Genomic DNA, 20761 nt, shown 5'->3' with positions numbered 1-20761 from the left:
TACACTGGTACGATGAGTTGTAATTTCAATCAGTGTGGATCCTTTGGCGGCAAATTGCAATGAAAAATTTACCGCACATTTACTGAAATACCTGAGTCGGTTTGCTATGGTGGCTTTACGCACCTCGCATTTAGTGTCATTTATGAGCACGCTCGCAAGTGACAAGCCGAATTTTGGTCTTCAGCGCCATCTTTAGATAAGCATAATTTGGCTGTATTTCAATTTAGGTGTGTATTCTTTTGGCAGATAAAAAAGGGTTTGCATGACATATTGGTTACCCCGCTTAGCTGCAGGCAGCTTATGTATGGTGAGCTGGCTCTGTGCAGCCGATAGCACTCACGACGAATTTAAAGAGGCTGAGCGTGTCGCTTGGTCTGGTAATTATAATAATTTTAAAGCTGCAACAGCGCAGCTCGATCACCCACTTAAACCGTACGTTGAAAAGGCGTTTTATGAACGTCATCCTAAGCTCAAGTACCAGCAAGAAATTCAGCACTTTTTAACAGTATACGAACACACCCCATTAGAATGGCCAGTACGCTCTGCTTGGCTCGATTATTTAAAGCGTCATAAAAAGAAAGCACGATTCATCGAGTTTTATCGTGAGACCAGCGATATTGAACTCAAGTGTACGTATTTAGCGTATCAGTTGGATTTAGGCGCTCCAAAAAAAGCCATTCTTGATCAGGTAACCGATATTTGGACGGTGGGAAAGTCTCAGCCTAAAGCCTGTGATGGCCTTTTTAGCCAATGGCAAAAGGCGGGGTATAGAACGCCTGAACGTGTCTGGCAACGTATTTCCAGTGCCGCGCAATCAGGTCAAACGTCATTGCTAGATTATCTTGAGAAGCTGTTACCAAAAAATGAGGCGTATCTTGCCGAGCTTTATAAAAAGGTTCGCCAAGATCCGAGTTCCGCAGCTGGGCTTTATCGTTTTGGTAAACGTACTGAAAAAGAAGCCGAAATTGCGGTATATGGTGTAAGGCGCCTAGTTTGGCGTGATCCTGATTTAGCGCTGCGTGCCTGGCAGAAGATGCAGGATATGTTTACCTTTACCCAGCAGCAAAAGGATAGCGTTGCTTATCGTTTTGCTCTGGCACTTGCGTCTAAAGGCCATGAAGACGCACGGTTTTGGCTTAATAAAGTGCCTAAATCGCTGCAGGACAAAAAGCTACTCCAGTGGCTGATGAGTAACATGCTGAAAGAGCAAGATTGGGAAGGGATCTCGGCCTTATTCGTGGGTCACGAGCAGCTTAGCAATGGTCAACAATACTGGCTTGCATATAGCCTCGCGAAGCGTAGCGAATTGGCTAAGGCTAACGAGATTTGGCAGCAATTAGCACAAGAGCGTGATTACTACGGCTTTTTGGCTGCTGCCCGGTTAGGATTACCAGTCTCACTAAATGAAGAGCCGTTAAATGTTGACCCCAGCATTGTAGAAAGGGTATCTCATGCGCCTGGTTTTAAGCGAGCAAAGGCTTTATACGAGCTGGAAAGGTATACTCAAGCACGCCGAGAGTGGAACTACCTTACTAACACTTCAAGCAAAGAGGAAAAGCTTGCAGCATCCATATTGGCTGCTGAGTTTGATTGGTACGACAGCACTATTTTTACTCTTGCACAGATCAAAGCTTGGGATTACGTTGATTTACGTTTCCCGATGGCGTTTAAAGATCTGTTCACTAAATATAGTGAGCGTAATCGAGTCGATATCGCATGGAGCATTGCGATTGCTCGTCGGGAAAGCTCTTTCGCACCGGATGCACGCTCGAGTGCGGATGCTCACGGTTTAATGCAGCTGCTGCCAAGCACCGCCAAATACGTTAATAACCGCAAGCGCGTGGCAAAAAATCGCCTCTATCATCCGGCCACAAACATTCGTTTGGGGACCAGTTATTTAGAGTATTTGAAGCGTAAAAATGCCGGAAATGAGATTTTGGCGACAGCATCGTACAACGCGGGTTATCATAGAATTAAGCGTTGGCTGCCGTCAGAGGCCATGCCTGCTGAGCTTTGGATTGAGTTGATCCCGTATCGAGAAACACGTGACTACGTGAAAAATGTGATGGCATATCGACAGGTTTACCATACCCGTCTTGGTCGTGATGGCAACATATTGGCAAGTATCTTGGATATGAAAATTGTGAAATAACCGCACATGGCTGGTGCTTAGACTCAGTTCGTCGTTTTTAGGTAGCAGCTATGATAGACTCGATAGTATGTGAATTTTTGAAAATGGGTACACCATGGATAAGTTAGCAAATTTATACGCAGAGCATATTGCCACGTTGCAACAGCGTACAAGAACGATAGTAGAACGAGAAGGGCTAGATGGACTTGTGATCCATTCGGGGCAAGCAAAGCGTCAATTCCTTGATGATATGTACTATCCGTTTAAAGTTAACCCGCAATTTAAAGCTTGGTTGCCTGTTATCGATAATCCGCATTGCTGGATTGTGGTCAATGGTAGTGACAAGCCGAAACTCATTTTTTATCGTCCGGTTGATTTTTGGCATAAAGTGCCTGATGAGCCGAGAGATTTTTGGGCCGAGTATTTTGATATTCAACTGCTGGTTAAGCCAGATCAGGTTGAACAGCTACTGCCATACGACAAAGCGAACTATGCCTATATCGGTGAATATTTAGAGGTTGCACAAGCGCTTGGCTTTACTCAAGTGAATCCAGAGCCAGTGATGAACTTCTTGCATTATCATCGTGCATATAAAACTCAGTATGAAATGGCATGTTTACGTGAAGCGAGCCGCCTTGGTGTGCTTGGTCATATGGCGGCACGCGATGCCTTCTTTGCTGGTGGCTCCGAGTTTGAAATTCAACAAGCTTATCTTAATGCAACTCAGCATATGGAAAACGATACACCGTATGGCAATATTGTCGCCTTGAATGAAAATTGTGCGATTTTGCACTATACCCATTTTGAGCGTAAAGCGCCGAGTAAGCACTTGTCATTTTTGATTGATGCCGGTGCAAACTTTAACGGTTATGCGTCAGATATTACCCGTACTTATGATTTTGCTAAACAAGGCGAGTTTGCCGAGTTGGTGAAAGTCATGAACGATCACCAAATTGAGTTGGGCAAAGCATTGCAACCGGGCAAACTATACGGTGAGCTGCATATCGATTGTCATAATCGCGTGGCGCAAGTGCTGAGTGACTTTGGTATTGTTAAGCTTGATGCTCAGGCCATCGTCGAGAAGGGGATTTCTTCCACTTTCTTCCCTCATGGTCTCGGTCACCATATTGGTTTACAGGTACACGATATGGGCGGATTCATGGCTGATGAAGCCGGTACGCACCAAGCACCACCTGAAGGTCACCCGTTCTTGCGTTGTACTCGTAAGATAGAGGCTAATCAGGTGTTCACTATTGAGCCTGGGTTATACTTCATCGATTCATTGTTGGAAGACTTGGCGCAAACAGAAAACAAACAGTATATCAATTGGGATAAGGTTGATGCACTGAAGCCTTACGGTGGTATCCGTATTGAAGATAACATCATTGTGCATGAAGATAGACTAGAAAATATGACGCGAGATTTCGGCCTCGAGTAAGCTGACTTCTAGCGCTAAAAGTAAGTATATTTGGGGGCCGATTGGCTCCCTTTTAGTTTGGAACATTATGTCTGAATATTTCATTCCGAGTGGATCACTGAGTCATCATGAGGAAATTAAGAAAAGCACGTTTATCGTGCATTTGGCCCACACGCCAACCATCGAAGATGCTAAAGCGTTTATTAAACAGATTAATGACGCGTATCCCGATGCAAGACACAATTGTTGGGCACACATCGCTGGGCCCCCTGGTGGCAGCCATGTATTAGGGTTTTCTGATGATGGAGAGCCTAACGGGACGGCTGGTAAGCCAATGCTTAATGTGCTGATGGGATCAGGGATTGGTGAGATCACTGCGGTGACGACGCGTTATTTCGGTGGTATTAAGCTCGGCACTGGGGGATTGGTCAGAGCCTATGGTGGTACGCTTAATAACGCGCTAGCACAGCTAAGCACGACTAAAAAGGTACCGGCTTCTATTATTGTTGGCCACAGTGATTACCATCTTCAAGGTGTGATAGAGCAGCTATTACAAAGTCAGTTTACAGTGCTAAATTTAGATAAAGAATACGCTGCTAATATTACCTGGAAAATAGCAGTAGATAGTCGTGAAACACAACAAATCATTGATGCTATTTATGAATTAACCAATGGTGTTGTATTATTTAAGCAACTCAAGGAGTAGGCTCTACTTCTTTACATTCACTAATTAACCTCTGGTTAAATAACAAAAAGCGCAGCGTACAAAATGCAATTTCGTACCATAATAAAAATACTCGGGCAGTTAGTCGCTCTATTTAGTATCACTATGGTGCCACCAGCCATTGTATCTTTGATATACAAAGATGGTGGTGGTGTACCTTTTGTTTTAGCTTTCATTTTTAGTGTGCTAATGGGTCTGTTTGCGTACTACCCAAACCGCAAGGAAAACGGCGATCTTAAAGCCAGAGAAGGCTTCTTAATCGTTGTCTTATTCTGGTTGGTACTGGGGTCGTTTGCGTCATTGCCGCTCATTTTCTTAGATAAACCGAATCTATCTCTAGCAGATGCCGTTTTTGAAGCTTTTTCAGGGCTGACAACTACAGGGGCTACGGTATTGACGGGCATAGAACATTTACCCAAAGCGGTATTATTCTATCGCCAGCAGTTGCAGTGGCTTGGTGGTATGGGGATCATCGTATTGGCCGTAGCCGTTCTTCCTATGCTTGGGGTTGGTGGCATGCAGTTATATCGTGCTGAAACACCCGGTCCAGTTAAAGACTCAAAAATGACACCGCGTATTGCCGATACCGCCAAGCACCTTTGGTATATCTATGTGTCTCTAACGGCGGCTTGTACGCTGGCTTACTGGATAGCAGGAATGAATTGGTTTGATGCTATCTGTCATGCGTTTGCCACGATAGCCATCGGTGGCTTCTCAACCTATGATGCTTCTATGGGCTATTTCGATAATCCATTTATTAATGTTATTTGCGTCGTCTTCTTGTTGATTGCTGCCATTAACTTCTCGCTACATTATGCTGCGGTATCGAGTCGCAATATTAAAGCCTATTTGCGAGATCCTGAGTTTAAAGTCTTTCTGTTTATACAGTTAGCGTTGGTGGTGATTTGTTTTGCGGTATTGTCGTCAAACAATGTCTATGAAACGGGTGATGAGACCTTAGATCAAGCGATGTTTCAGGCTGTGTCAATTAGTACTACCGCAGGCTTTGCGACCGATAGCTTCTCAACTTGGCCGCTGTTTTTACCTATTCTCTTGATTTTCTCTAGCTTCATTGGTGGCTGTGCTGGCTCTACGGGTGGTGGTATGAAGGTTGTACGTGTCTTCTTGCTTTATTTACAGGGGATCCGTGAGCTTAATCGTTTAGTGCATCCGCGTGCTATATACTCGATAAAATTGGGTCGAAAGGCACTACCAGATAAAGTGGTCGAGGCTGTGTGGGGGTTTTTCTCGGCTTATGCACTGGTGTTTGTGATTATTATGATTGCATTGCTGGGGACGGGACTCGATAACATTACTGCATTTTCAGCAACTGCGGCTTGTCTAAACAATTTGGGACCGGGGTTGGGAGACGTTGCGGCGCATTATGGCGATATTAGTGATACTGCAAAGTGGATCCTTACCCTTGCAATGGTCTTTGGTCGCTTAGAGATCTTCACACTGTTAGTCTTATTTACTCCTACCTTCTGGCGTGGGTAACTGTGCTTAAGTTGTGGGCTCCTTTGCTGAGAGCCTACAACTGACTGTGTCATTACCTCGTTTCTGCCACTCTAGTGACAAGTTGTCATCTTATTTTTGAACTTCGCAAAGAAAAAGTTAATAAAAATTTCAAAAACTCGGATTTTCGGGGTTTTCAAGTGTCAGTATTTTTACAACGATTTAACTTGGAGGCGACGATATTGCTTGCCACACGCTTTTCAGATAAAGGATTTAAAGTGATAAAGGGATTTGCTGCTAGCCATGAGCAGGGTTTAGGTATGCAGCTTATAGAACGAAGCGTAATACAGTTGAATAGCTTAATCGATGAAGTCGGTTACTTGCAGCTTAATCAGCTTACATTAGGTCGTGCCCAGAGCTATGACTTATTTCATCAAGTTGGCTGTGAGAGCGGTGCACGTTTCGTTGTTCAAGTGATCTCAGAAAATGAGCTCTGGCAAAAGCGCCAGATACCAGCAATTATCGATGATTTTGAGACTGAGGGAGTGGGCTGTTTATTCAAGCGTGATGTCTCGGGTATATTATTTGTTGCTAAGCGCAATAGTGAACCTATGATGTTATTTATTGAAGCAGAAGAGCTTGCATTGCCACAAAGCTCACTTGAAGTACAAAGCAGAATGATGACCCTAAGAGATGGCGCATTAATGCTAAAAAGCCATTTTTTAGTAAAGTGATTGACCCCTTTTTAGGTATTGTTGGTAGTCGAAGAGTTGTAATTAATCTGAATTCAGTTTTAAATAGCCTTCCGCTAAAACTGCTACAATAAAAAAGTAGTAGAGTAAACTCAGGAAGGGTTGGATCCATGTTAAAAACTCAGGAGGTTGGGCAGGATACTTTGCTCACCGCTATCAGCGCTGGAAGTATTGTTGACTTAGAAATTTGTTTACCGGCAAATAGCAAAAGAGTAAAAACAGAATACGTCGGTATGCTCCAAGGGGCATTTTTAATTCTTAACCATCCCAACCCTAAGCGATTAGGCGCGGCGCTGGACTTTGTGATGGAAGGGACTTCGGTTATCGTCCGAGCTTTGCTCGAGAATGGCGATGGGCAAGTCATTGCATTCAAATCGCAAATAAAAGCGGTCTCAGTCCATCCCGCGCGGCTTATTTTTCTTTATTTACCCGAAAAAGTACAAACCTACAAACTCCGCTCGCAAAACCGTGTGCCAACCTTAATCCCCGCAAAATTTCACTGCCATGGCAGTAGAGATGTTGGGGTAATAAAAGACATTTCACTTGCTGGTTTACAGCTAGACTTAACGTCGATTGATGCCGAGCATATGGAAGAGGGGCTGAAATGTGAGGTTTTCATTGAAGGAAAAGAAGGGAATCAGATCACGCTAGAGGGCGATATTCGGCGCATAAAGAGCCATGATCAAATCGTCTCTTTAGGTATTCACTTAACCTCAGCTCCGGACATAATCCGTAGTGTATTAAAAGATTACCTAATCGATTTGTCTATTTTTCAAGATCAACAAGATACCTAGGGCGCTTTAAACGAATAAAGCGCTTACTTGGAAGAGTTTTTCCACAACACCGATTTGTTTTTTGTCAATCAGGAACATGATCACATGGTCACCTGAGAGAATAATGGTATCGTCATGTGCGATCAGTACATCTTCATCACGGACAATGGCACCGATAGTCGCGCCCGGTGGCAATTTAATATCTCGAATTGCACGACCGACAACTTTAGAAGTGTTTTCATCACCATGTGCGACAGCTTCAATGGCCTCTGCTGCACCTTTACGCAATGAATAAACGTTAACGATATCACCACGGCGAACATGGGTGAGTAGCGCTGAAATAGTGGCTTGCTGTGGTGAGATAGCAATATCAATGTCGCCACCTTGCACGAGGTCGACGTAGGCACCACGTTGAATAAGCGCCATGGTCTTTTGTACACCCATACGTTTTGCAAGCATCGCAGCCATAATGTTGGCTTCGTCGTCGTTCGTCACCGCGATGAACACGTCTACTTGTTCTATATGTTCTTCTGATAACAGTTCTTGGTCTGAGGCATCGCCACAAAAAACCACCGTATTATCGAGCGTTTCAGACAATTGTGTGGCACGAGCTTGATTACGTTCAATAAGCTTGACGCTATGGTTCTTGTCTAATGAGCTGGCCAGTCCCGCACCTATGTTACCGCCACCTGCAATCATAATTTTCTTGTAAGAGCGTTCGAGCTTTTGTAGCTCGTTCATGACCGCGCGAATATGCTTGGTTGCGGCGATAAAGAAGACTTCATCATCGGCTTCAATTACGGTGGTGCCGAGTGGTTTGATGGCTTTGCCTTGACGATAAATAGCGGCAACGCGGGTATCGACGTTTGGAATATGCTCTTTTAATGCAGAAAGTGCATAGCCAACGAGTAAACCGCCGTAATAAGCCTTAACCGCCACGAGTGACAGCATACCCTCGGCAAATTGCAGCACCTGCAAAGCGCCTGGGTAATCTATTAGCCTGCGGATATATTGCGTTACTAGCTGCTCCGGTGCGATGTAATGATCGACCGGTAAGTCGTCATTGTGAAACAGCTTTTCTTTGTACTTTAAGTATTGCTCAGAGCGGATCCGCGCAATTTTGGTCGGCGTATTGAAAATACTATAGGCAACCTGACACGCAATCATATTGACTTCATCTGAGCTGGTTACGGCGATTATCATGTCGGCGTCTTCAGCACCTGCTTGACGTAAGATCTCAGGGTGAGCACTGTGGCCAGTGACCCCCTGTAGATCGTATTTGTCTTGCAGCTCTCTTAAGCGCTCGCCATCGATGTCGACAACGGTAATTTCATTTTCTTCACCGACGAGGTTTTCTGCCAGTGTCCCGCCGACTTGGCCGGCGCCTAAGATGATGATTTTCATATTGGTTACGGTCGATTTTCTATTATTGTTTTGTCAACTTTGCGTAGTAAAACCCATCACTCAATCCGGGTAATAGCTGCAAGCCTGGTTGTGTTTGTGTGTCTGCATCATGCAAAGGTATAAGCGTCGCATCAGGGGTCACAGAAAGAAAGCGTGCGATCTGTTGCTGGTTCTCTTGCGGCAGTACCGAGCAGGTAGCATAAACTAGTGTGCCACCGGGCTTAAGCAATGGCCAGATTTTATCAATAATTTGTGCCTGTAACGTCACCAAGTTATCAATATCAGAAGCGCGTCTTAGCCATTTGATGTCAGGGTGTCTTCTAATAACGCCAGTTGCAGAGCAAGGTACATCCAATAAAATGCGATCATATTGCTCGCCATCCCACCATGCTTCGGGGTCACTTGCATCGCCCTCAAGGCATTTGGCCGACAATCCGATCCGTTCAAGGTTTTGCTCTACGCGTTGCAAGCGATCGCCATCAGCGTCAATTGCAGTCACTTTGGCGTCTGCTAACTCCAAAATATGACAAGTCTTACCGCCTGGGGCGGCACAAGCATCAAGGATATTTTCACCTGCTTGTGGTGCTAATAATCTCGCTGCTTTTTGGGCGGCTGCATCCTGCACTGAGCAAGCACCAGCAGTAAATTGTGGTAGCGCATAAACGTCAATCGGGCTATCAAGCAAGATCCCGTCAGGGTATTCACTATGAAGCTGATAGGCTACCCCTTCTTGGTCTAGCAGAGCTGCATAATCGGCAGTAGAGAATTGCGATTGGTTTACACGTAGCCACATAGGTGCTTGTTGTTGATTCGCTTCTAAAATAGCTTGCCATTGAGTTGGGTAAGCGGTTTTTAGTTGATTGATAAACCAGCCCGGGTGGTTGTATAAACAAGCTGGGATTTCGGCTGCACTGGTTTCCAGTTCGACCTGATGACGTTGGAAGCTGCGTAAAATTGCATTAACTAAGCCTTTCATGCCGGGCGCTCTTAGTGGCGTAAGTGCGTTTACCGTTTCGGCTACTGCAGCATGAGCTGGTACGCGCATATGTTGTAGTTGGTAAATACCCACATACAGCAAAAACTGGAAAACACGGCGCTTACCTTTAAGCGGTTGCTCAAGTAATTGCTGGCAATAGTGTTCAAGCGAAGGCAAATATCTTAATACGCCGTAGCAAATTTGCTGTAGCAGGGCTTTGTCTTTACCGTCTAACTGGCTGGTGGCAAGTGGTAATTGAGCACTTAACGACGCGCCTTTATCGACGACTTGAAATAGGGTTTGGGCAGCGAGTGCGCGTACATTACTCACGCGTCACCAACCTTAGCACCAATTGCTACCCAGTCGGCTCGACCATTCAAAAAGTCTTGTGCAGACATGGGCTTTTTACCTTGTGGTTGTAAGGTGTGAATTTCCAATGCCTGTGTGCCACAGGCAATTACGATACCGTGCTTGTCCGCACGTAGCACATGTCCTGCATCACCCTGTTCGTCAACTACCTTCGCTTGCCAAATCTTAACGCTGTTACCTGCCATATTGGTAAAGCAAACCGGCCATGGATTAAATGCGCGGATGTTACGTTCAATTTGCGCAGCTTCCATCTGCCAGTCAATGTCGGCTTCTTCTTTGCTTAGCTTCTTAGCATAATTCGCTAGTGTATCGTCTTGCTTTTTTGGCGTGATCTCGCCCGCAGATAAGCGTGCTAGCGTATCGATCAGTGCATCAGGGCCAAGTTCAGCAAGCTTGTTGTAGAGATCTGCACTGGTATCAGTAGCTGTAATAGGGCAGCGGGCGATGTGCAACATATCACCGGTATCTAGGCCCTCGTCCATTTGCATGATGGTTACACCAGTTTCATTGTCGCCAGCCCAAATAGCACGTTGAATAGGCGCTGCGCCTCGCCATCGTGGTAAAATTGAGCCATGAACATTCAGGCAGCCAAGTCGAGGAGTATCTAAAATGGCTTTTGGTAATAATACTCCGTAGGCGACAACAATCATGACATCGGCATCAAGCGCAGCTAGTTCTGCCTGTGCTTCCGGTGTTTTTAATGATTGCGGTTGTAGCACTGGCAGGTTGTGTTCTTGTGCTAGCACTTTTACTTCACATGCTTTGAGCTTTTTCCCGCGTCCTGCTGGGCGGTCGGGTGGGCAGTACACTGCCACGACGTCATGTTGTGATTGAATAAGTGCGTCAAGGTGGCGCGCTGCAAAGTCAGGCGTGCCTGCGAAAACGATACGCAAAGGATTACTCACGAAATACCCTAAAGTCAGTTAGTTGGAGGTTGGTTAAGCTTGCTTTGCAGCGAACTTAGCTTCTTTTTCGAGCTTCTTACGAATACGATCACGCTTTAGTGGTGATAGGTAATCGATAAATAGCTTACCAACTAAATGGTCTAATTCGTGTTGAATACAAACGGCAAGCAGACCATCTGCGTCTAATTCATACGTTTCACCATGTTCGTTTGTTGCCTTTACCGTGACGGTTTCAGCGCGATCTACTTTTGCGTATGAATATGGCACTGACAAGCAGCCTTCTTCACTCACAGTAGAACCATCGCGTTTGGTTATTTCTGGGTTGATTAATACGCGGGGTTCGTCGCGCTCTTCAGAAACGTCAATAACGACGATTCGCTGATGAATATCCACTTGCGTAGCCGCAAGGCCGATACCATTTTCATCGTACATCGTTTCCAGCATGTCTTTAACTATTTGACGTACTTCGTTATTAACCTCTGCTACAGGCTGTGCGACAGTGCGTAAACGCTCATCTGGGAACTTTAAAACTTCTAATATGGCCATGATTACCCTAAATCAATTTATCGTGTAAGCTGTTGTAAGCTAGTGTATGGTCTTATTTTAGCCATTCAAGTTCCCCTTTAACAGGTTTTGGTGGATAATAACCAAAAATAACCACAAGGAAGCCATCATGAAATATCCGATTGCTGCATTAATACTCGCTGGCTGCTCAGTTTTCTCTGTGAAAGCGGACACTTTGTCTGTAAAAGCAGATGCGCCGCAGCGTTATGTGGTGAAAAAAGGCGATACCTTGTGGGATATTTCAAAAATGTACTTACGTTCTCCATGGAAGTGGAAGCAATTGTGGCAGTGGAACCCTAGTATTCAAAACCCAGATCTGATTTATCCAGGAGACAGTCTTAAACTACTCTACGATGAAGATGGTAATCCGATGCTGGTGTTAGACAAAGGTGTGAAGAAGCTGTCGCCGCATACGCGTATTGTTAACCAAAAAGCGGCTGCCATTCCTACGTTACCACTCCCTATCATGGAACCTTTTTTGCGTTTTGAGCAAGCGCTTTCTGAGTCGGAGTTTTCTGATAGTCCAATAGTTCTCGGGGCTAACCGTAATATTAAAAATGCGACTCCGGGTCATCTCTTGTACGTTAAAGCTGATTTAGTCAAAGGCGGGCACTATGCCATCTATCGTCGTGGTGAAAGCTACCGTACCTTAGACAGCCAACAACTGCTTGGCTTGGAAGCCGTGTTAGTTGGTTCAGGCCATGTGGTTGAGCAGGGAGATATCGTGGCGGGGCGTCCAGCAAAGCTACAGTTAGAAGTTGCCAAACAAGAGGTTAGGGCCGGGGATATTGTACTACCCATATCTACAGGACAAAGTTTTCCGGCACAGTTTTCTATGTCTCGCCCTGAGCAGCAAACTTTGGGCCGTATTATTGCGAGCGATAATAAACTCAGAGAGTTTAGCACCATGAGCGTAGTGGTGCTGGATGTGGGCAGTAAAGCGCAGCTAAAAGAGGGACATGTCCTTGATATCGTAAGGCAATCGCCTACAGTTATAGAAAGCCAACACGGTCCGCGCTATATTGAAGATGCATCAAGACTCGACAAACTGATCACCGAAATGGGATCTTGGTTTGGTGAGGAAAACGATGACGATAGCGTGGTATGGCATATGCCAAAGGAAAAAGTCGGTGAGCTAATGGTCTTTAAAGTGTATGAAGACTTAAGCTACGCTATGGTTGTTGAAACTTCGGAGCCGATCCGCGTTGGTGATCATGTACAAGCATTCAAGGAAACTGCCAGTAATTAAGTGGTAGAATTTCTCCTTGAGTGAGTCAGTAAACTCAAGGAGAGAGTATGAAACAAGCTAAACTAGCTCAAGCTTTGGCATTAACCCTGTGCCAAGGGCTGGGTATCAAAACCATCACCGCATTACTTAATCACGTCCCCCTTGCGCAATTATTCACATTAAACCAAGATGAGCTTTGTAAGCTTGGGCTGCAAGAAAATATTGCTGCTAACTTAGCGAGCACAGATTGGTCTCGTATCGAGCACATATTGGCTTACTGTCAACGTCAGCAAATTCATGTTGTATCTTTGTTTTCTCCTGAATATCCCGAGCAACTAAAAGAGATCTGTAACTCTCCCTTAGTACTATTTTGCAGAGGGAATATTGCGTTATTAAAACAACCACAAATTGCGATTGTTGGCAGTCGCAGTTCAACGAGAACCGGGCTTGGGCTTGCACATGAATTTGCACAGGGCTTAAGTCGTTCTGGGTTGGTGGTGACGTCGGGTATGGCAAGAGGGATTGATGGCGCAGCGCACCAAGGTGCACTTGATGTTCAAGGAGGAACCATTGCCGTGCTAGGGACAGGTGTTGATGTTGTTTACCCCAAACGCCATCAACGGCTTTATGAAGACATCGTACAGCATGGTTTGGTGGTGAGTGAATTCTTACCAAACACTCAAGTAAATAGTAATCACTTTCCGCGGCGTAATCGCATAATCTCGGGTTTATCTTTGGGTGTTTTGTTGGTTGAAGCCGAAGTAAAAAGTGGCTCGCTGATCACCGCACGCTATGCATTGGAGCAAAATAAAGAAGTGTTTGCGATCCCTGGCTCAATTAAAAATCGATTAAGTAGCGGTTGTCATTACCTGATCAAGCAAGGGGCAAAACTCACCGAAAATATTGAGGATATTTTGGAAGAAGTGAGCTTTTTTTGTGAAAACAGTCTATATAGTATAGAAATAGGGGAGCAAAAAGAGGAGCAATGTCCCGTATTAGAAAACCTTGGCTTTGAGGTGACGTCAGTTGACACTTTAACGCAAAGGACCCAGTGGCCAGTAGAGCAGGTGATTGCCAGACTATTGGACCTAGAACTCGAAGATAAAGTAGAGCGTGTACTCGACGGCTACATAAAACTCGCGAGGGGTTAAGAAGATGTTTGATATTTTAATGTATTTATTTGAGAACTATATTCACAGTGAGGCAGAAATCTTTGTCGAACAAAACGAACTCACCGATGAACTCCTTCGCGCCGGCTTTAATCAAGGCGAAATATACAAAGCACTTGATTGGCTTGAGCAACTTGCAGATTTACAACACAGTGACGAAAACCCCTATTTAAATGCTAAACCGGACCATGCGACACGGATCTACACCGATAGCGAATGCAATATGCTAGACGTTGAGAGCCGTGGCTTTTTAATGTTTGTGGAACAAGTCGGAGTGATTGACAGTACTACCAGAGAAATGGTGATGGATCGCTTATTCGCGTTGGATAAAACCTATATCAGCCTAGATGATTTAAAATGGGTGATACTAATGGTGCTATTTAATGTGCCGGGTAAAGAACATGCTTATGCGCAGATGGAAGATCTGATTTTTACCGAGCCTGCATCTGTAGTTCATTAGCTCTGCTCTAGCATGACAAGTTTCCTTCGGTAAGTTGAGGTTTTGACCTCAGCTTACCGCCTTTCAAATAATGTTCCTGCTTAGTTGAAAACACTGATATCAAATACTTGCAAGGGGGAATTTCCATCATTTCCTTGACCCTAAAAACGAGGCTATTATATTAGGCGCATACTGGCACAAGGGGGCGGTGGTAAAGCGATGAGTAAAATAGACCATGCATTATTTAATGCAGACAAACATGCATTAGAAAAAGAGTATGAAGTATGCCCAGAATGTGGCTCTGAGCTGGTAATCAAAAACAGTAAAAATGGTCCATTTATTGGCTGCGCTAGCTATCCAACTTGTGATTATATTCGCCCACTCGCACATCATGATAGCCATGTAATTAAAGTACTAGAAGATGTGGCTTGTCCTGAGTGCGGCAAAGATTTAGTGATAAAAAATGGCCGCTATGGCATGTTTATTGGCTGTACGGGGTATCCTGATTGCCACTATATTGGTCATGAAGATGCGCCACCCTCAGCGGCGTTGCCAGCGTGTCCAAAATGCCAAAAAGGCACCCTAATTCAGCGTAAAAATAAGTTTGGTAAACACTTTTATAGTTGTGACACTTATCCAAGCTGTAAATATACCTTGAATGCCAAGCCTGTAGAGCAGAGCTGCCCTGAGTGTCATTGGCCTGTGCTGGTGGAGAAAACCCGAGCGTGTAAAGCTGTGCTACAATGCCCACAGAAATCATGTCAAAAGATAGTGGAAATACCGTGAGTAATGACAATAAAGCGGATGCTGCGACAATAACAACGCCTGAGTCAGCACTTCAAGCTGGCGAAGTGATCTGTTATCCAACGGAAGCCATTTATGGTTTAGGCTGTGATCCTGATAACCAAGATGCGGTCACTAAGTTACTAACAATCAAATCTCGACCCATAGAAAAAGGGTTAATCTTAATCGCCGACAATTATGGTCAATGTTTGCCCTACGTGGATGACAATAAAATCCCGATGGATAAGCGCGCTGATATTTTTTCGTCATGGCCTGGCGCCATTACTTGGTTATTGCCAGCGAAAGCCAGTACGCCGCATTGGTTAACAGGGGGACACGACACTATCGCTATTCGAGTTACTAGCCACCCCATAGTAAAGCAGTTATGTCAACGCTTTGGTAAGCCGATTGTATCTACCAGTGCCAATGTAACGGGTCAAACTCCAGTTGCTTCGTTGTCGGAAGCTCGTAGCCAGTTTGGCTCACAAGTTGGCTATTATGTTGAAGGTGAGTTAGGCGGTAATACGACCCCAAGCGTCATTAAAAATGCAATGACTGGCCAAGTGATCCGAGGATAAAAAGTACCATGAGTAAAATAAACCTAGAGACCGTAAAAGCCTTTTTATTACAACTACAAGATAATATCTGCCAAGGCTTAGAGGCTGCCGATGGTAACGCCCAGTTTGTTGAAGATGCCTGGGAGCGTGCTGAAGGTGGTGGCGGTCGCACTCGCGTGATCCGTAATGGCGATGTTATTGAGCAAGGCGGGGTAAACTATTCACATGTTTTTGGCGCTTCCATGCCAGCCTCAGCGACGGCGCACCGTCCAGAGTTAGCAGGCAGAAGCTTCCATGCCTGTGGAGTATCTTTAGTGATCCACCCCAAGAATCCCAATATTCCAACTAGCCACGCCAATGTGCGTTTTTTCATTGCTGAGAAAGAAGGTGAAGAGCCGATTTGGTGGTTTGGTGGTGGTTTTGATTTAACGCCATTTTATCCAGTTCTTGAGGATGTGAAGCACTGGCACCAAGTTGCAAAGGATTTGTGCGCACCATTTGGTGACGCGGTATACGGTGACTACAAAAAGTGGTGTGATGAATATTTCTATTTAAAACATCGAGATGAGACTCGAGGTGTGGGTGGTTTATTCTTTGATGACTTAAACCAATGGGGCTTTGAAAAGAGCTTTGCATTTATGCAAGCTGTTGGTAACGGCTTCCTTGATGCTTATCTGCCTATTATTGAAAAACGCAAAGATACACCGTATAGCGAACAAGAGCGTCAATTCCAGCTATATCGCCGAGGCCGTTACGTTGAATTTAACCTGGTATGGGATCGAGGCACATTGTTTGGTCTACAAACAGGTGGACGTACCGAGTCTATTTTAATGTCGATGCCACCATTGGCACGTTGGGAGTATGACTTCCAGCCAGATCCAGGATCGAAAGAAGCTGAGCTGTATAATTATCTTACGCCAAAGAATTGGTTGGCGATGTAATAGAGTAAAAAGGAGCCTCGGCTCCTTTTTACTTTTAGCGGTTCACTTAGTTTAATTTAAATCCGCGCACTTGCTCATCCAAATTGCGCGCAAGGGTGAGTAACTCCTCACTGATCTGTTTAGAGCCGTGGGCATCAACTAGCGAGCGCTCAGCATTATCGCTAATCGCCACTACGCTACGATTGATTTCTTCAGCGGCCAAGTTTTGCTGCTCAGTGGCATCGGCAATTTGCAGGTTTAAGGCATTAATTTCGTGCATCTGTGTCGAGATGTCTTTAAGCGCTTGTGCCACTTTCTTGACCTGATGTGCGCGGTCATCTGCTTCTTCGCAAGAAGCACTCATTGCTGCCACGGTTTGTTGTGCCTCGGACTGTAGCTTATCGATAGTACGTTTGATTTCATCGGTTGAGTCATGTGTTCGTGTCGCAAGTGTTCTGACTTCGTCCGCAACAACCGCAAACCCTCTTCCTGCTTCCCCAGCGCGCGCGGCTTCTATTGCTGCATTGAGCGCTAAGAGATTGGTTTGCTCCGCGATACTACTGATCACTTCGAGTACTTTACCCACTTCAAGAGTTTGTGCTTGAAGCTGAGAAACTTGTTCTGCAGCTTGCCTTACATCTTGTGCTAATTGGTTGATACTTTGCTCAGTATGATTAGCAACAGCCATGCTTTCCTCTGCGAGGTGATTGCTGCTATCCGACTTTTCTGATGCAAAGTGGGTGGTATTTTTTACTTCACTTGAAGAGCTTTCAAGCTCATTAATCGCGGCTGCAACAGAGTCCGTCCCTTGTTTTTGCTCTTGAATGGCAAGCTCAGTGGTTTCCGCTGAAGCATATATAGATTCTGCTGAGTGAATAAGTATTTTCGAAGAGTTGGATAACTGCGCAATATTGTCTTTAAAGCTATCCATCATTTTATTGAAGTTAATCGCCAAGCGTCCAAGCTCGTCATCGACTTGGTCGTCTATTCGTAATGATAGGTCTTTATTCGTCGTTGCGAGGCGCATGGTTCGGCCTAGCGTTTTTAGTCGTACTATAAAGAGCTTCCTAAAAAGTACGCCTAAAATCACAAAGGTGGTAATAAAGATAGCAGAGAGAAGCGCAGTGCTAAACCAAGTATTAGTGTGTACCGTATTATCAATATCATCCAAAGAGTAGCTGATCCGCACAACACCGAGCACATCGCCTTCCTTTGCCTGATGACAACCCAAGCAATTTGTTCCTTTATAGCTTTCTTTGGCCACCATCGGCTTTAAATAAGTCATGATGCGACTACCGTCGCGCTGTTCAATAACTAAGGTTTCTTTCCCGTTCAATGCATCAAACTCAGCCTCAGAGTTAGGTGCTTGATTTGCATTACCTGGACCGTAAAGCTTATTAACTTGCTCGGAGCGGATAATATGCGCATCTTCGATATTTGGATGATTGCGAATTTTATCACTCAGAATTTCACGGTTTGCCATGGTGCCGGTCAGCATCATAGTATTGATAGAGTCAAAGTAATTATCTGCCAGTAGCTTAATATTACTTTCGACTGTTTCTTCAGCGAGCGTCTTTTGTTGACTGCTGCTACTAAGGATACTGGCAATCAAGACGAGCACGCCCGTCACTGCCAGTAACGCATAAATTTTATGTTGAATAGATTTCACACGCATCGCACCTGTACACAATTAGAACAGTGATTATGCATCTCTACTCAAGAACGGGATTTGACCTAGCGCAAAATAGCCGTGTAATTTTAATTAACTAATACTTTAGTTTTATTCCTGATTAATCATATGTGTCGCAAGCTGAGCGAGGGACTGCCTTAATCCTTCTCTTAATAATGGATTTCCTACCTCTAAGTCTAATGCTTTATTCATGCAGTGCATCCATTGATCCCGTAAATCTTGGTCGATAGGGAAGGGCATATGGCGCATTCTTAGGCGTGGGTGACCATATTTCTCTGCAAATAAATCGGGCCCGCCTAACCAACCAGAAAGAAATTCAAAAAATACCTGTCTGATCCTATCTAATGGCTGTGGATGCATATCGTAAAGCGGCTTTGCATAGGGGTCGGTTGCCATAATATCGTAAAAGCGGTTGGCAAGATCGCGGGCGCCTTGTTCTCCACCAATGATTTCATAAGGTGTTTTTTCTGGCGTGGGGGCACTATTTGTTTGTTCTACGGTTGCATCTTTATTAAAGATACGTTTAATTAACTGCTTCATAATGACTCTTTCAAGGCGCTCTTATAACGATGGACAAATACGCGGTATTCGGTAATCCGATAAAACATTCTAAATCGCCAGCAATCCATGCGCAATTCGCACAGCAATGCCAGCAGCAATTAGAATTCGAGGCTATTTTGGCACCAGAAGATGCCTTTATTCAAACTGCATCGACATTTTTTGCCCAAGGTGGTTGTGGTGCGAATGTGACTTTACCTTTTAAAGAGCTGGCATTTGCCTTTGCGGATACCCTCACCGAACGAGCTAAGCTCGCTGGTGCCGTCAATACCCTAATCAAACAGCAAGATGGCAGTATTACAGGCGATAATACTGATGGTGCAGGTCTGGTACGAGATCTCATGAAACACCAAACTAAACTTGAGGGAGCTACTGTACTATTGATTGGTGCAGGTGGCGCCGCCAAAGGCTGTATCTATCCGCTCCTCCAGGCCGGAGCAAAACGGATCGTCGTGACCAACCGTACTGAGTCAAAGGCATTGCAACTAGCAGAGCAATTTGCCTCGTATGGAGAGGTTACAGGGTGTGGCTTAAACAATACCCCCAACATTGGTTTCGATATTGTGATTAATTCCACCTCATCGAGCATCACAGGGGAGGTGCCAGATGTTAGCCCTACTGTTATTACATCCTGCTTAGTTGCCTACGATATGTTCTACAGCGACCAGCAAACAAGTTTCTTAGACTGGGTGGCGCAACATAATCAACAAACGCAATTGATTGATGGCATAGGTATGTTAGTTGAGCAGGCCGCAGAAGCGTTTTACCAATGGCGAGGGGTGAGACCTGATACGTCCGAAACATTTAGGCTTATTAGAGGGTAAATATGAACCAAGCAATACTGTTTAATGATGACATCAGTTATCAACAGGGAGAGTTAACGTTTACGGCGATGGCCAGTGGTCAGCTGATCCGCTGTAAAATTGCAACCAAGCTTGAGCAGGAAGCTGCAATAGCGCACTTTGCTCAGCACCAATTCGATTATGAAATGCAGGCTGAGCAATTAATAGAAGATGAAGCGTTTAATGAGGCGGGAGAGATAAGCTTAGCTTTCCTCTAAATATTCATCTTTCAGTTCCACGTAATTTTGAGCAGATACTTTTAAAAAGTGTAGTTCTTGTTCGGTGAGGGGTCTGGCTTGTTTTACCGGACTACCGACATATAAAAAACCGGACTCAAGATTTTTATTAGGCGGGACAAGTGCACCACCACCAATAATAACGTCATCTCCTACGGTGACGTTGTCCATAATAATTGCACCCATACCTACGAGAATACGATTACCAAGTTTGCAACCATGCAACATGACTTTATGACCAACAGTCACATCATCACCAATAATAAGCGGGTAACCGTCAGGTACTGAAGCGCTCTTTCTTGTTAAATGCAGTACGCTGCCGTCTTGAACATTGGTTCGCTTCCCTATCTTGATGTAGTTCACATCGCCTCTGGCTGCAACCAATGGCCAAACGCTGCTATCTTCGCCAACTTCAATATCACCGACCAAAACGGATGATTCATCAATATAAACGCCTTGTGCCAAGCGCGGGGATTTACCTTTATAACTTCTAAGCATGTCTAGATTACTCATCTCTCGTGTCTTGTGTCACTAGTGTAGAGTGTTGAATTGTAAAACTCTAGTACGAAAAAACTGCAAAAGGATAAGCAAAAGTGTCAAAAAAAAGCGTTTCGCTTCATTTTTGCTCGAACAAACGTTTTTTCGCAATTTTCTTTAAAAAAAGGGTTGCACTAAAATCGGATATCCCTATAATGCGACCCCACTGACACGGGGCGCCACGCTGAAAAGCAAAGCAGCAACGAGTTAGCGTCAAGTAAAACTTAAGTTCGAAACTTCTGCTAAAGAAATTTAAAATTAAGTGTTGACAAAAAACCGGGAATGCTTAGAATGCACATCCCTCGAAACAACGAAATGTTTCGAAACGTTCT

At 44.7% G+C, this 20761-nt stretch carries 21 protein-coding genes; 14 read left to right on the top strand and 7 right to left on the bottom strand.

What is annotated here, in order from left to right:
* Positions 1-262: 262 nt before the first annotated feature.
* The 6 genes from A587_RS0116870 to A587_RS0116845 all read left to right on the top strand — a co-directional run bounded on the left by A587_RS0116870 (position 263) and on the right by A587_RS0116845 (position 7273).
* The gene (locus tag A587_RS0116870; RefSeq protein WP_017218523.1) at positions 263-2152 is read left to right on the top strand and encodes a transglycosylase SLT domain-containing protein; all 1890 of its coding nucleotides are present in this window, start codon (positions 263-265) and stop codon (positions 2150-2152) included.
* 94 nt (positions 2153-2246) lie between these two features.
* Positions 2247-3569, top strand: coding sequence for a Xaa-Pro dipeptidase (pepQ, locus tag A587_RS0116865; protein WP_010376819.1), 1323 nt, complete (start codon positions 2247-2249; stop codon positions 3567-3569).
* Between the two features lie 67 nt (positions 3570-3636).
* The gene (locus A587_RS0116860; protein WP_017218522.1) at positions 3637-4254 is read left to right on the top strand and encodes a YigZ family protein; all 618 of its coding nucleotides are present in this window, start codon (positions 3637-3639) and stop codon (positions 4252-4254) included.
* A gap of 63 nt (positions 4255-4317) precedes the next feature.
* Positions 4318-5769 (top strand): TrkH family potassium uptake protein, encoded by a 1452-nt coding sequence (locus A587_RS0116855; protein ID WP_010376815.1) that lies wholly within the window; start codon positions 4318-4320, stop codon positions 5767-5769.
* Positions 5770-5927: 158 nt separating this feature from the next.
* Positions 5928-6461, top strand: coding sequence for a hypothetical protein (locus A587_RS0116850; protein WP_232288084.1), 534 nt, complete (start codon positions 5928-5930; stop codon positions 6459-6461).
* A gap of 128 nt (positions 6462-6589) precedes the next feature.
* Positions 6590-7273: a flagellar brake domain-containing protein gene (locus tag A587_RS0116845; RefSeq protein WP_010376812.1), complete on the top strand. Its 684-nt coding sequence runs from the start codon at positions 6590-6592 to the stop codon at positions 7271-7273.
* A gap of 6 nt (positions 7274-7279) precedes the next feature.
* Here A587_RS0116845 and trkA read toward each other — a convergent pair whose 3' ends face one another.
* From trkA to def, 4 genes are read right to left on the bottom strand one after another with little or no spacing between them, the layout of a single operon-like run.
* Positions 7280-8656: a Trk system potassium transporter TrkA gene (trkA, locus tag A587_RS0116840; RefSeq protein WP_017218519.1), complete on the bottom strand. Its 1377-nt coding sequence runs from the start codon at positions 8654-8656 to the stop codon at positions 7280-7282.
* A 22-nt stretch (positions 8657-8678) separates the two neighbouring features.
* Positions 8679-9962 carry a 16S rRNA (cytosine(967)-C(5))-methyltransferase RsmB gene (gene rsmB / locus A587_RS0116835; protein ID WP_017218518.1) on the bottom strand — a complete coding sequence of 428 codons (1284 nt, stop codon included), beginning with the start codon at positions 9960-9962 and terminating at the stop codon, positions 8679-8681.
* Positions 9959-10906, bottom strand: coding sequence for a methionyl-tRNA formyltransferase (fmt, locus tag A587_RS0116830; RefSeq protein ID WP_017218517.1), 948 nt, complete (start codon positions 10904-10906; stop codon positions 9959-9961). Before fmt ends, rsmB begins: the two co-directional genes overlap by 4 nt.
* Before the next feature lie 33 nt (positions 10907-10939).
* Positions 10940-11452 carry a peptide deformylase gene (gene def, locus A587_RS0116825; RefSeq protein WP_017218516.1) on the bottom strand — a complete coding sequence of 171 codons (513 nt, stop codon included), beginning with the start codon at positions 11450-11452 and terminating at the stop codon, positions 10940-10942.
* Between the two features lie 127 nt (positions 11453-11579).
* Between def and A587_RS0116820 the strand changes: the two genes are divergently transcribed.
* The 6 genes from A587_RS0116820 to hemF all read left to right on the top strand — a co-directional run bounded on the left by A587_RS0116820 (position 11580) and on the right by hemF (position 16587).
* Positions 11580-12719, top strand: coding sequence for a LysM peptidoglycan-binding domain-containing protein (locus tag A587_RS0116820; protein WP_017218515.1), 1140 nt, complete (start codon positions 11580-11582; stop codon positions 12717-12719).
* Positions 12720-12766: 47 nt separating this feature from the next.
* Positions 12767-13849, top strand: coding sequence for a DNA-processing protein DprA (gene dprA, locus A587_RS0116815; protein ID WP_017218514.1), 1083 nt, complete (start codon positions 12767-12769; stop codon positions 13847-13849).
* A gap of 4 nt (positions 13850-13853) precedes the next feature.
* Positions 13854-14327 (top strand): DUF494 family protein, encoded by a 474-nt coding sequence (locus A587_RS0116810; RefSeq protein ID WP_010376797.1) that lies wholly within the window; start codon positions 13854-13856, stop codon positions 14325-14327.
* A 198-nt stretch (positions 14328-14525) separates the two neighbouring features.
* Positions 14526-15092, top strand: coding sequence for a DNA topoisomerase family protein (locus A587_RS0116805; RefSeq protein ID WP_017218513.1), 567 nt, complete (start codon positions 14526-14528; stop codon positions 15090-15092).
* Positions 15089-15667 (top strand): L-threonylcarbamoyladenylate synthase, encoded by a 579-nt coding sequence (locus A587_RS0116800; protein WP_017218512.1) that lies wholly within the window; start codon positions 15089-15091, stop codon positions 15665-15667. The genes A587_RS0116805 and A587_RS0116800 overlap by 4 nt, the downstream gene beginning before the upstream one ends.
* 8 nt (positions 15668-15675) lie before the next feature.
* Positions 15676-16587 (top strand): oxygen-dependent coproporphyrinogen oxidase, encoded by a 912-nt coding sequence (gene hemF, locus A587_RS0116795; RefSeq protein WP_017218511.1) that lies wholly within the window; start codon positions 15676-15678, stop codon positions 16585-16587.
* A gap of 46 nt (positions 16588-16633) precedes the next feature.
* Here hemF and A587_RS0116790 read toward each other — a convergent pair whose 3' ends face one another.
* Together A587_RS0116790 and A587_RS0116785 are read right to left on the bottom strand one after the other, a co-directional pair.
* The gene (locus A587_RS0116790) at positions 16634-18241 is read right to left on the bottom strand and encodes a methyl-accepting chemotaxis protein (protein ID WP_017218510.1); all 1608 of its coding nucleotides are present in this window, start codon (positions 18239-18241) and stop codon (positions 16634-16636) included.
* Positions 18242-18346: 105 nt separating this feature from the next.
* Positions 18347-18796: a group II truncated hemoglobin gene (locus A587_RS0116785; protein WP_010379482.1), complete on the bottom strand. Its 450-nt coding sequence runs from the start codon at positions 18794-18796 to the stop codon at positions 18347-18349.
* 29 nt (positions 18797-18825) lie between these two features.
* On the opposite strand from A587_RS0116785, the gene aroE reads away from it, so the two are divergent.
* The gene (gene aroE, locus A587_RS0116780) at positions 18826-19638 is read left to right on the top strand and encodes a shikimate dehydrogenase (RefSeq protein ID WP_017218509.1); all 813 of its coding nucleotides are present in this window, start codon (positions 18826-18828) and stop codon (positions 19636-19638) included.
* Positions 19639-19640: 2 nt separating this feature from the next.
* On the top strand, positions 19641-19874 hold the full coding sequence (locus A587_RS0116775) for a DUF1488 family protein (protein WP_010604187.1): 234 nt from the start codon (positions 19641-19643) through the stop codon (positions 19872-19874).
* Here the strand turns inward: A587_RS0116775 and A587_RS0116770 are convergent.
* The gene (locus tag A587_RS0116770; protein ID WP_017218508.1) at positions 19860-20405 is read right to left on the bottom strand and encodes a gamma carbonic anhydrase family protein; all 546 of its coding nucleotides are present in this window, start codon (positions 20403-20405) and stop codon (positions 19860-19862) included. The two genes, A587_RS0116775 and A587_RS0116770, sit on opposite strands and share 15 nt — an antisense overlap.
* Positions 20406-20761: the final 356 nt, after the last annotated feature.

The sequence above is a fragment of the Pseudoalteromonas sp. NJ631 genome, assembly GCF_000276645.1.
GTDB classification, from domain to species: Bacteria; Pseudomonadota; Gammaproteobacteria; order Enterobacterales; family Alteromonadaceae; genus Pseudoalteromonas; species Pseudoalteromonas piscicida.
Note: the sequence above shows the minus strand (reverse complement) of the source record. Positions and strands in the feature narration are given on the sequence as shown.

What these genes read in the sequence shown, in the direction of transcription:
- A587_RS0116870 (WP_017218523.1), top strand. Translation starts at nt 263, where the DNA reads ATGACATATTGGTTACCCCGCTTAGCTGCAGGCAGCTTATGTATGGTG.
- pepQ (WP_010376819.1), top strand. Translation starts at nt 2,247, where the DNA reads ATGGATAAGTTAGCAAATTTATACGCAGAGCATATTGCCACGTTGCAA.
- A587_RS0116860 (WP_017218522.1), top strand. Translation starts at nt 3,637, where the DNA reads ATGTCTGAATATTTCATTCCGAGTGGATCACTGAGTCATCATGAGGAA.
- A587_RS0116855 (WP_010376815.1), top strand. Translation starts at nt 4,318, where the DNA reads ATGCAATTTCGTACCATAATAAAAATACTCGGGCAGTTAGTCGCTCTA.
- A587_RS0116845 (WP_010376812.1), top strand. Translation starts at nt 6,590, where the DNA reads ATGTTAAAAACTCAGGAGGTTGGGCAGGATACTTTGCTCACCGCTATC.
- trkA (WP_017218519.1), bottom strand. Translation starts at nt 8,656, where the DNA reads ATGAAAATCATCATCTTAGGCGCCGGCCAAGTCGGCGGGACACTGGCA.
- def (WP_017218516.1), bottom strand. Translation starts at nt 11,452, where the DNA reads ATGGCCATATTAGAAGTTTTAAAGTTCCCAGATGAGCGTTTACGCACT.
- A587_RS0116820 (WP_017218515.1), top strand. Translation starts at nt 11,580, where the DNA reads ATGAAATATCCGATTGCTGCATTAATACTCGCTGGCTGCTCAGTTTTC.
- dprA (WP_017218514.1), top strand. Translation starts at nt 12,767, where the DNA reads ATGAAACAAGCTAAACTAGCTCAAGCTTTGGCATTAACCCTGTGCCAA.
- A587_RS0116810 (WP_010376797.1), top strand. Translation starts at nt 13,854, where the DNA reads ATGTTTGATATTTTAATGTATTTATTTGAGAACTATATTCACAGTGAG.
- A587_RS0116805 (WP_017218513.1), top strand. Translation starts at nt 14,526, where the DNA reads ATGAGTAAAATAGACCATGCATTATTTAATGCAGACAAACATGCATTA.
- hemF (WP_017218511.1), top strand. Translation starts at nt 15,676, where the DNA reads ATGAGTAAAATAAACCTAGAGACCGTAAAAGCCTTTTTATTACAACTA.
- A587_RS0116790 (WP_017218510.1), bottom strand. Translation starts at nt 18,241, where the DNA reads ATGCGTGTGAAATCTATTCAACATAAAATTTATGCGTTACTGGCAGTG.
- A587_RS0116785 (WP_010379482.1), bottom strand. Translation starts at nt 18,796, where the DNA reads ATGAAGCAGTTAATTAAACGTATCTTTAATAAAGATGCAACCGTAGAA.
- aroE (WP_017218509.1), top strand. Translation starts at nt 18,826, where the DNA reads ATGGACAAATACGCGGTATTCGGTAATCCGATAAAACATTCTAAATCG.
- A587_RS0116775 (WP_010604187.1), top strand. Translation starts at nt 19,641, where the DNA reads ATGAACCAAGCAATACTGTTTAATGATGACATCAGTTATCAACAGGGA.
- A587_RS0116770 (WP_017218508.1), bottom strand. Translation starts at nt 20,405, where the DNA reads ATGAGTAATCTAGACATGCTTAGAAGTTATAAAGGTAAATCCCCGCGC.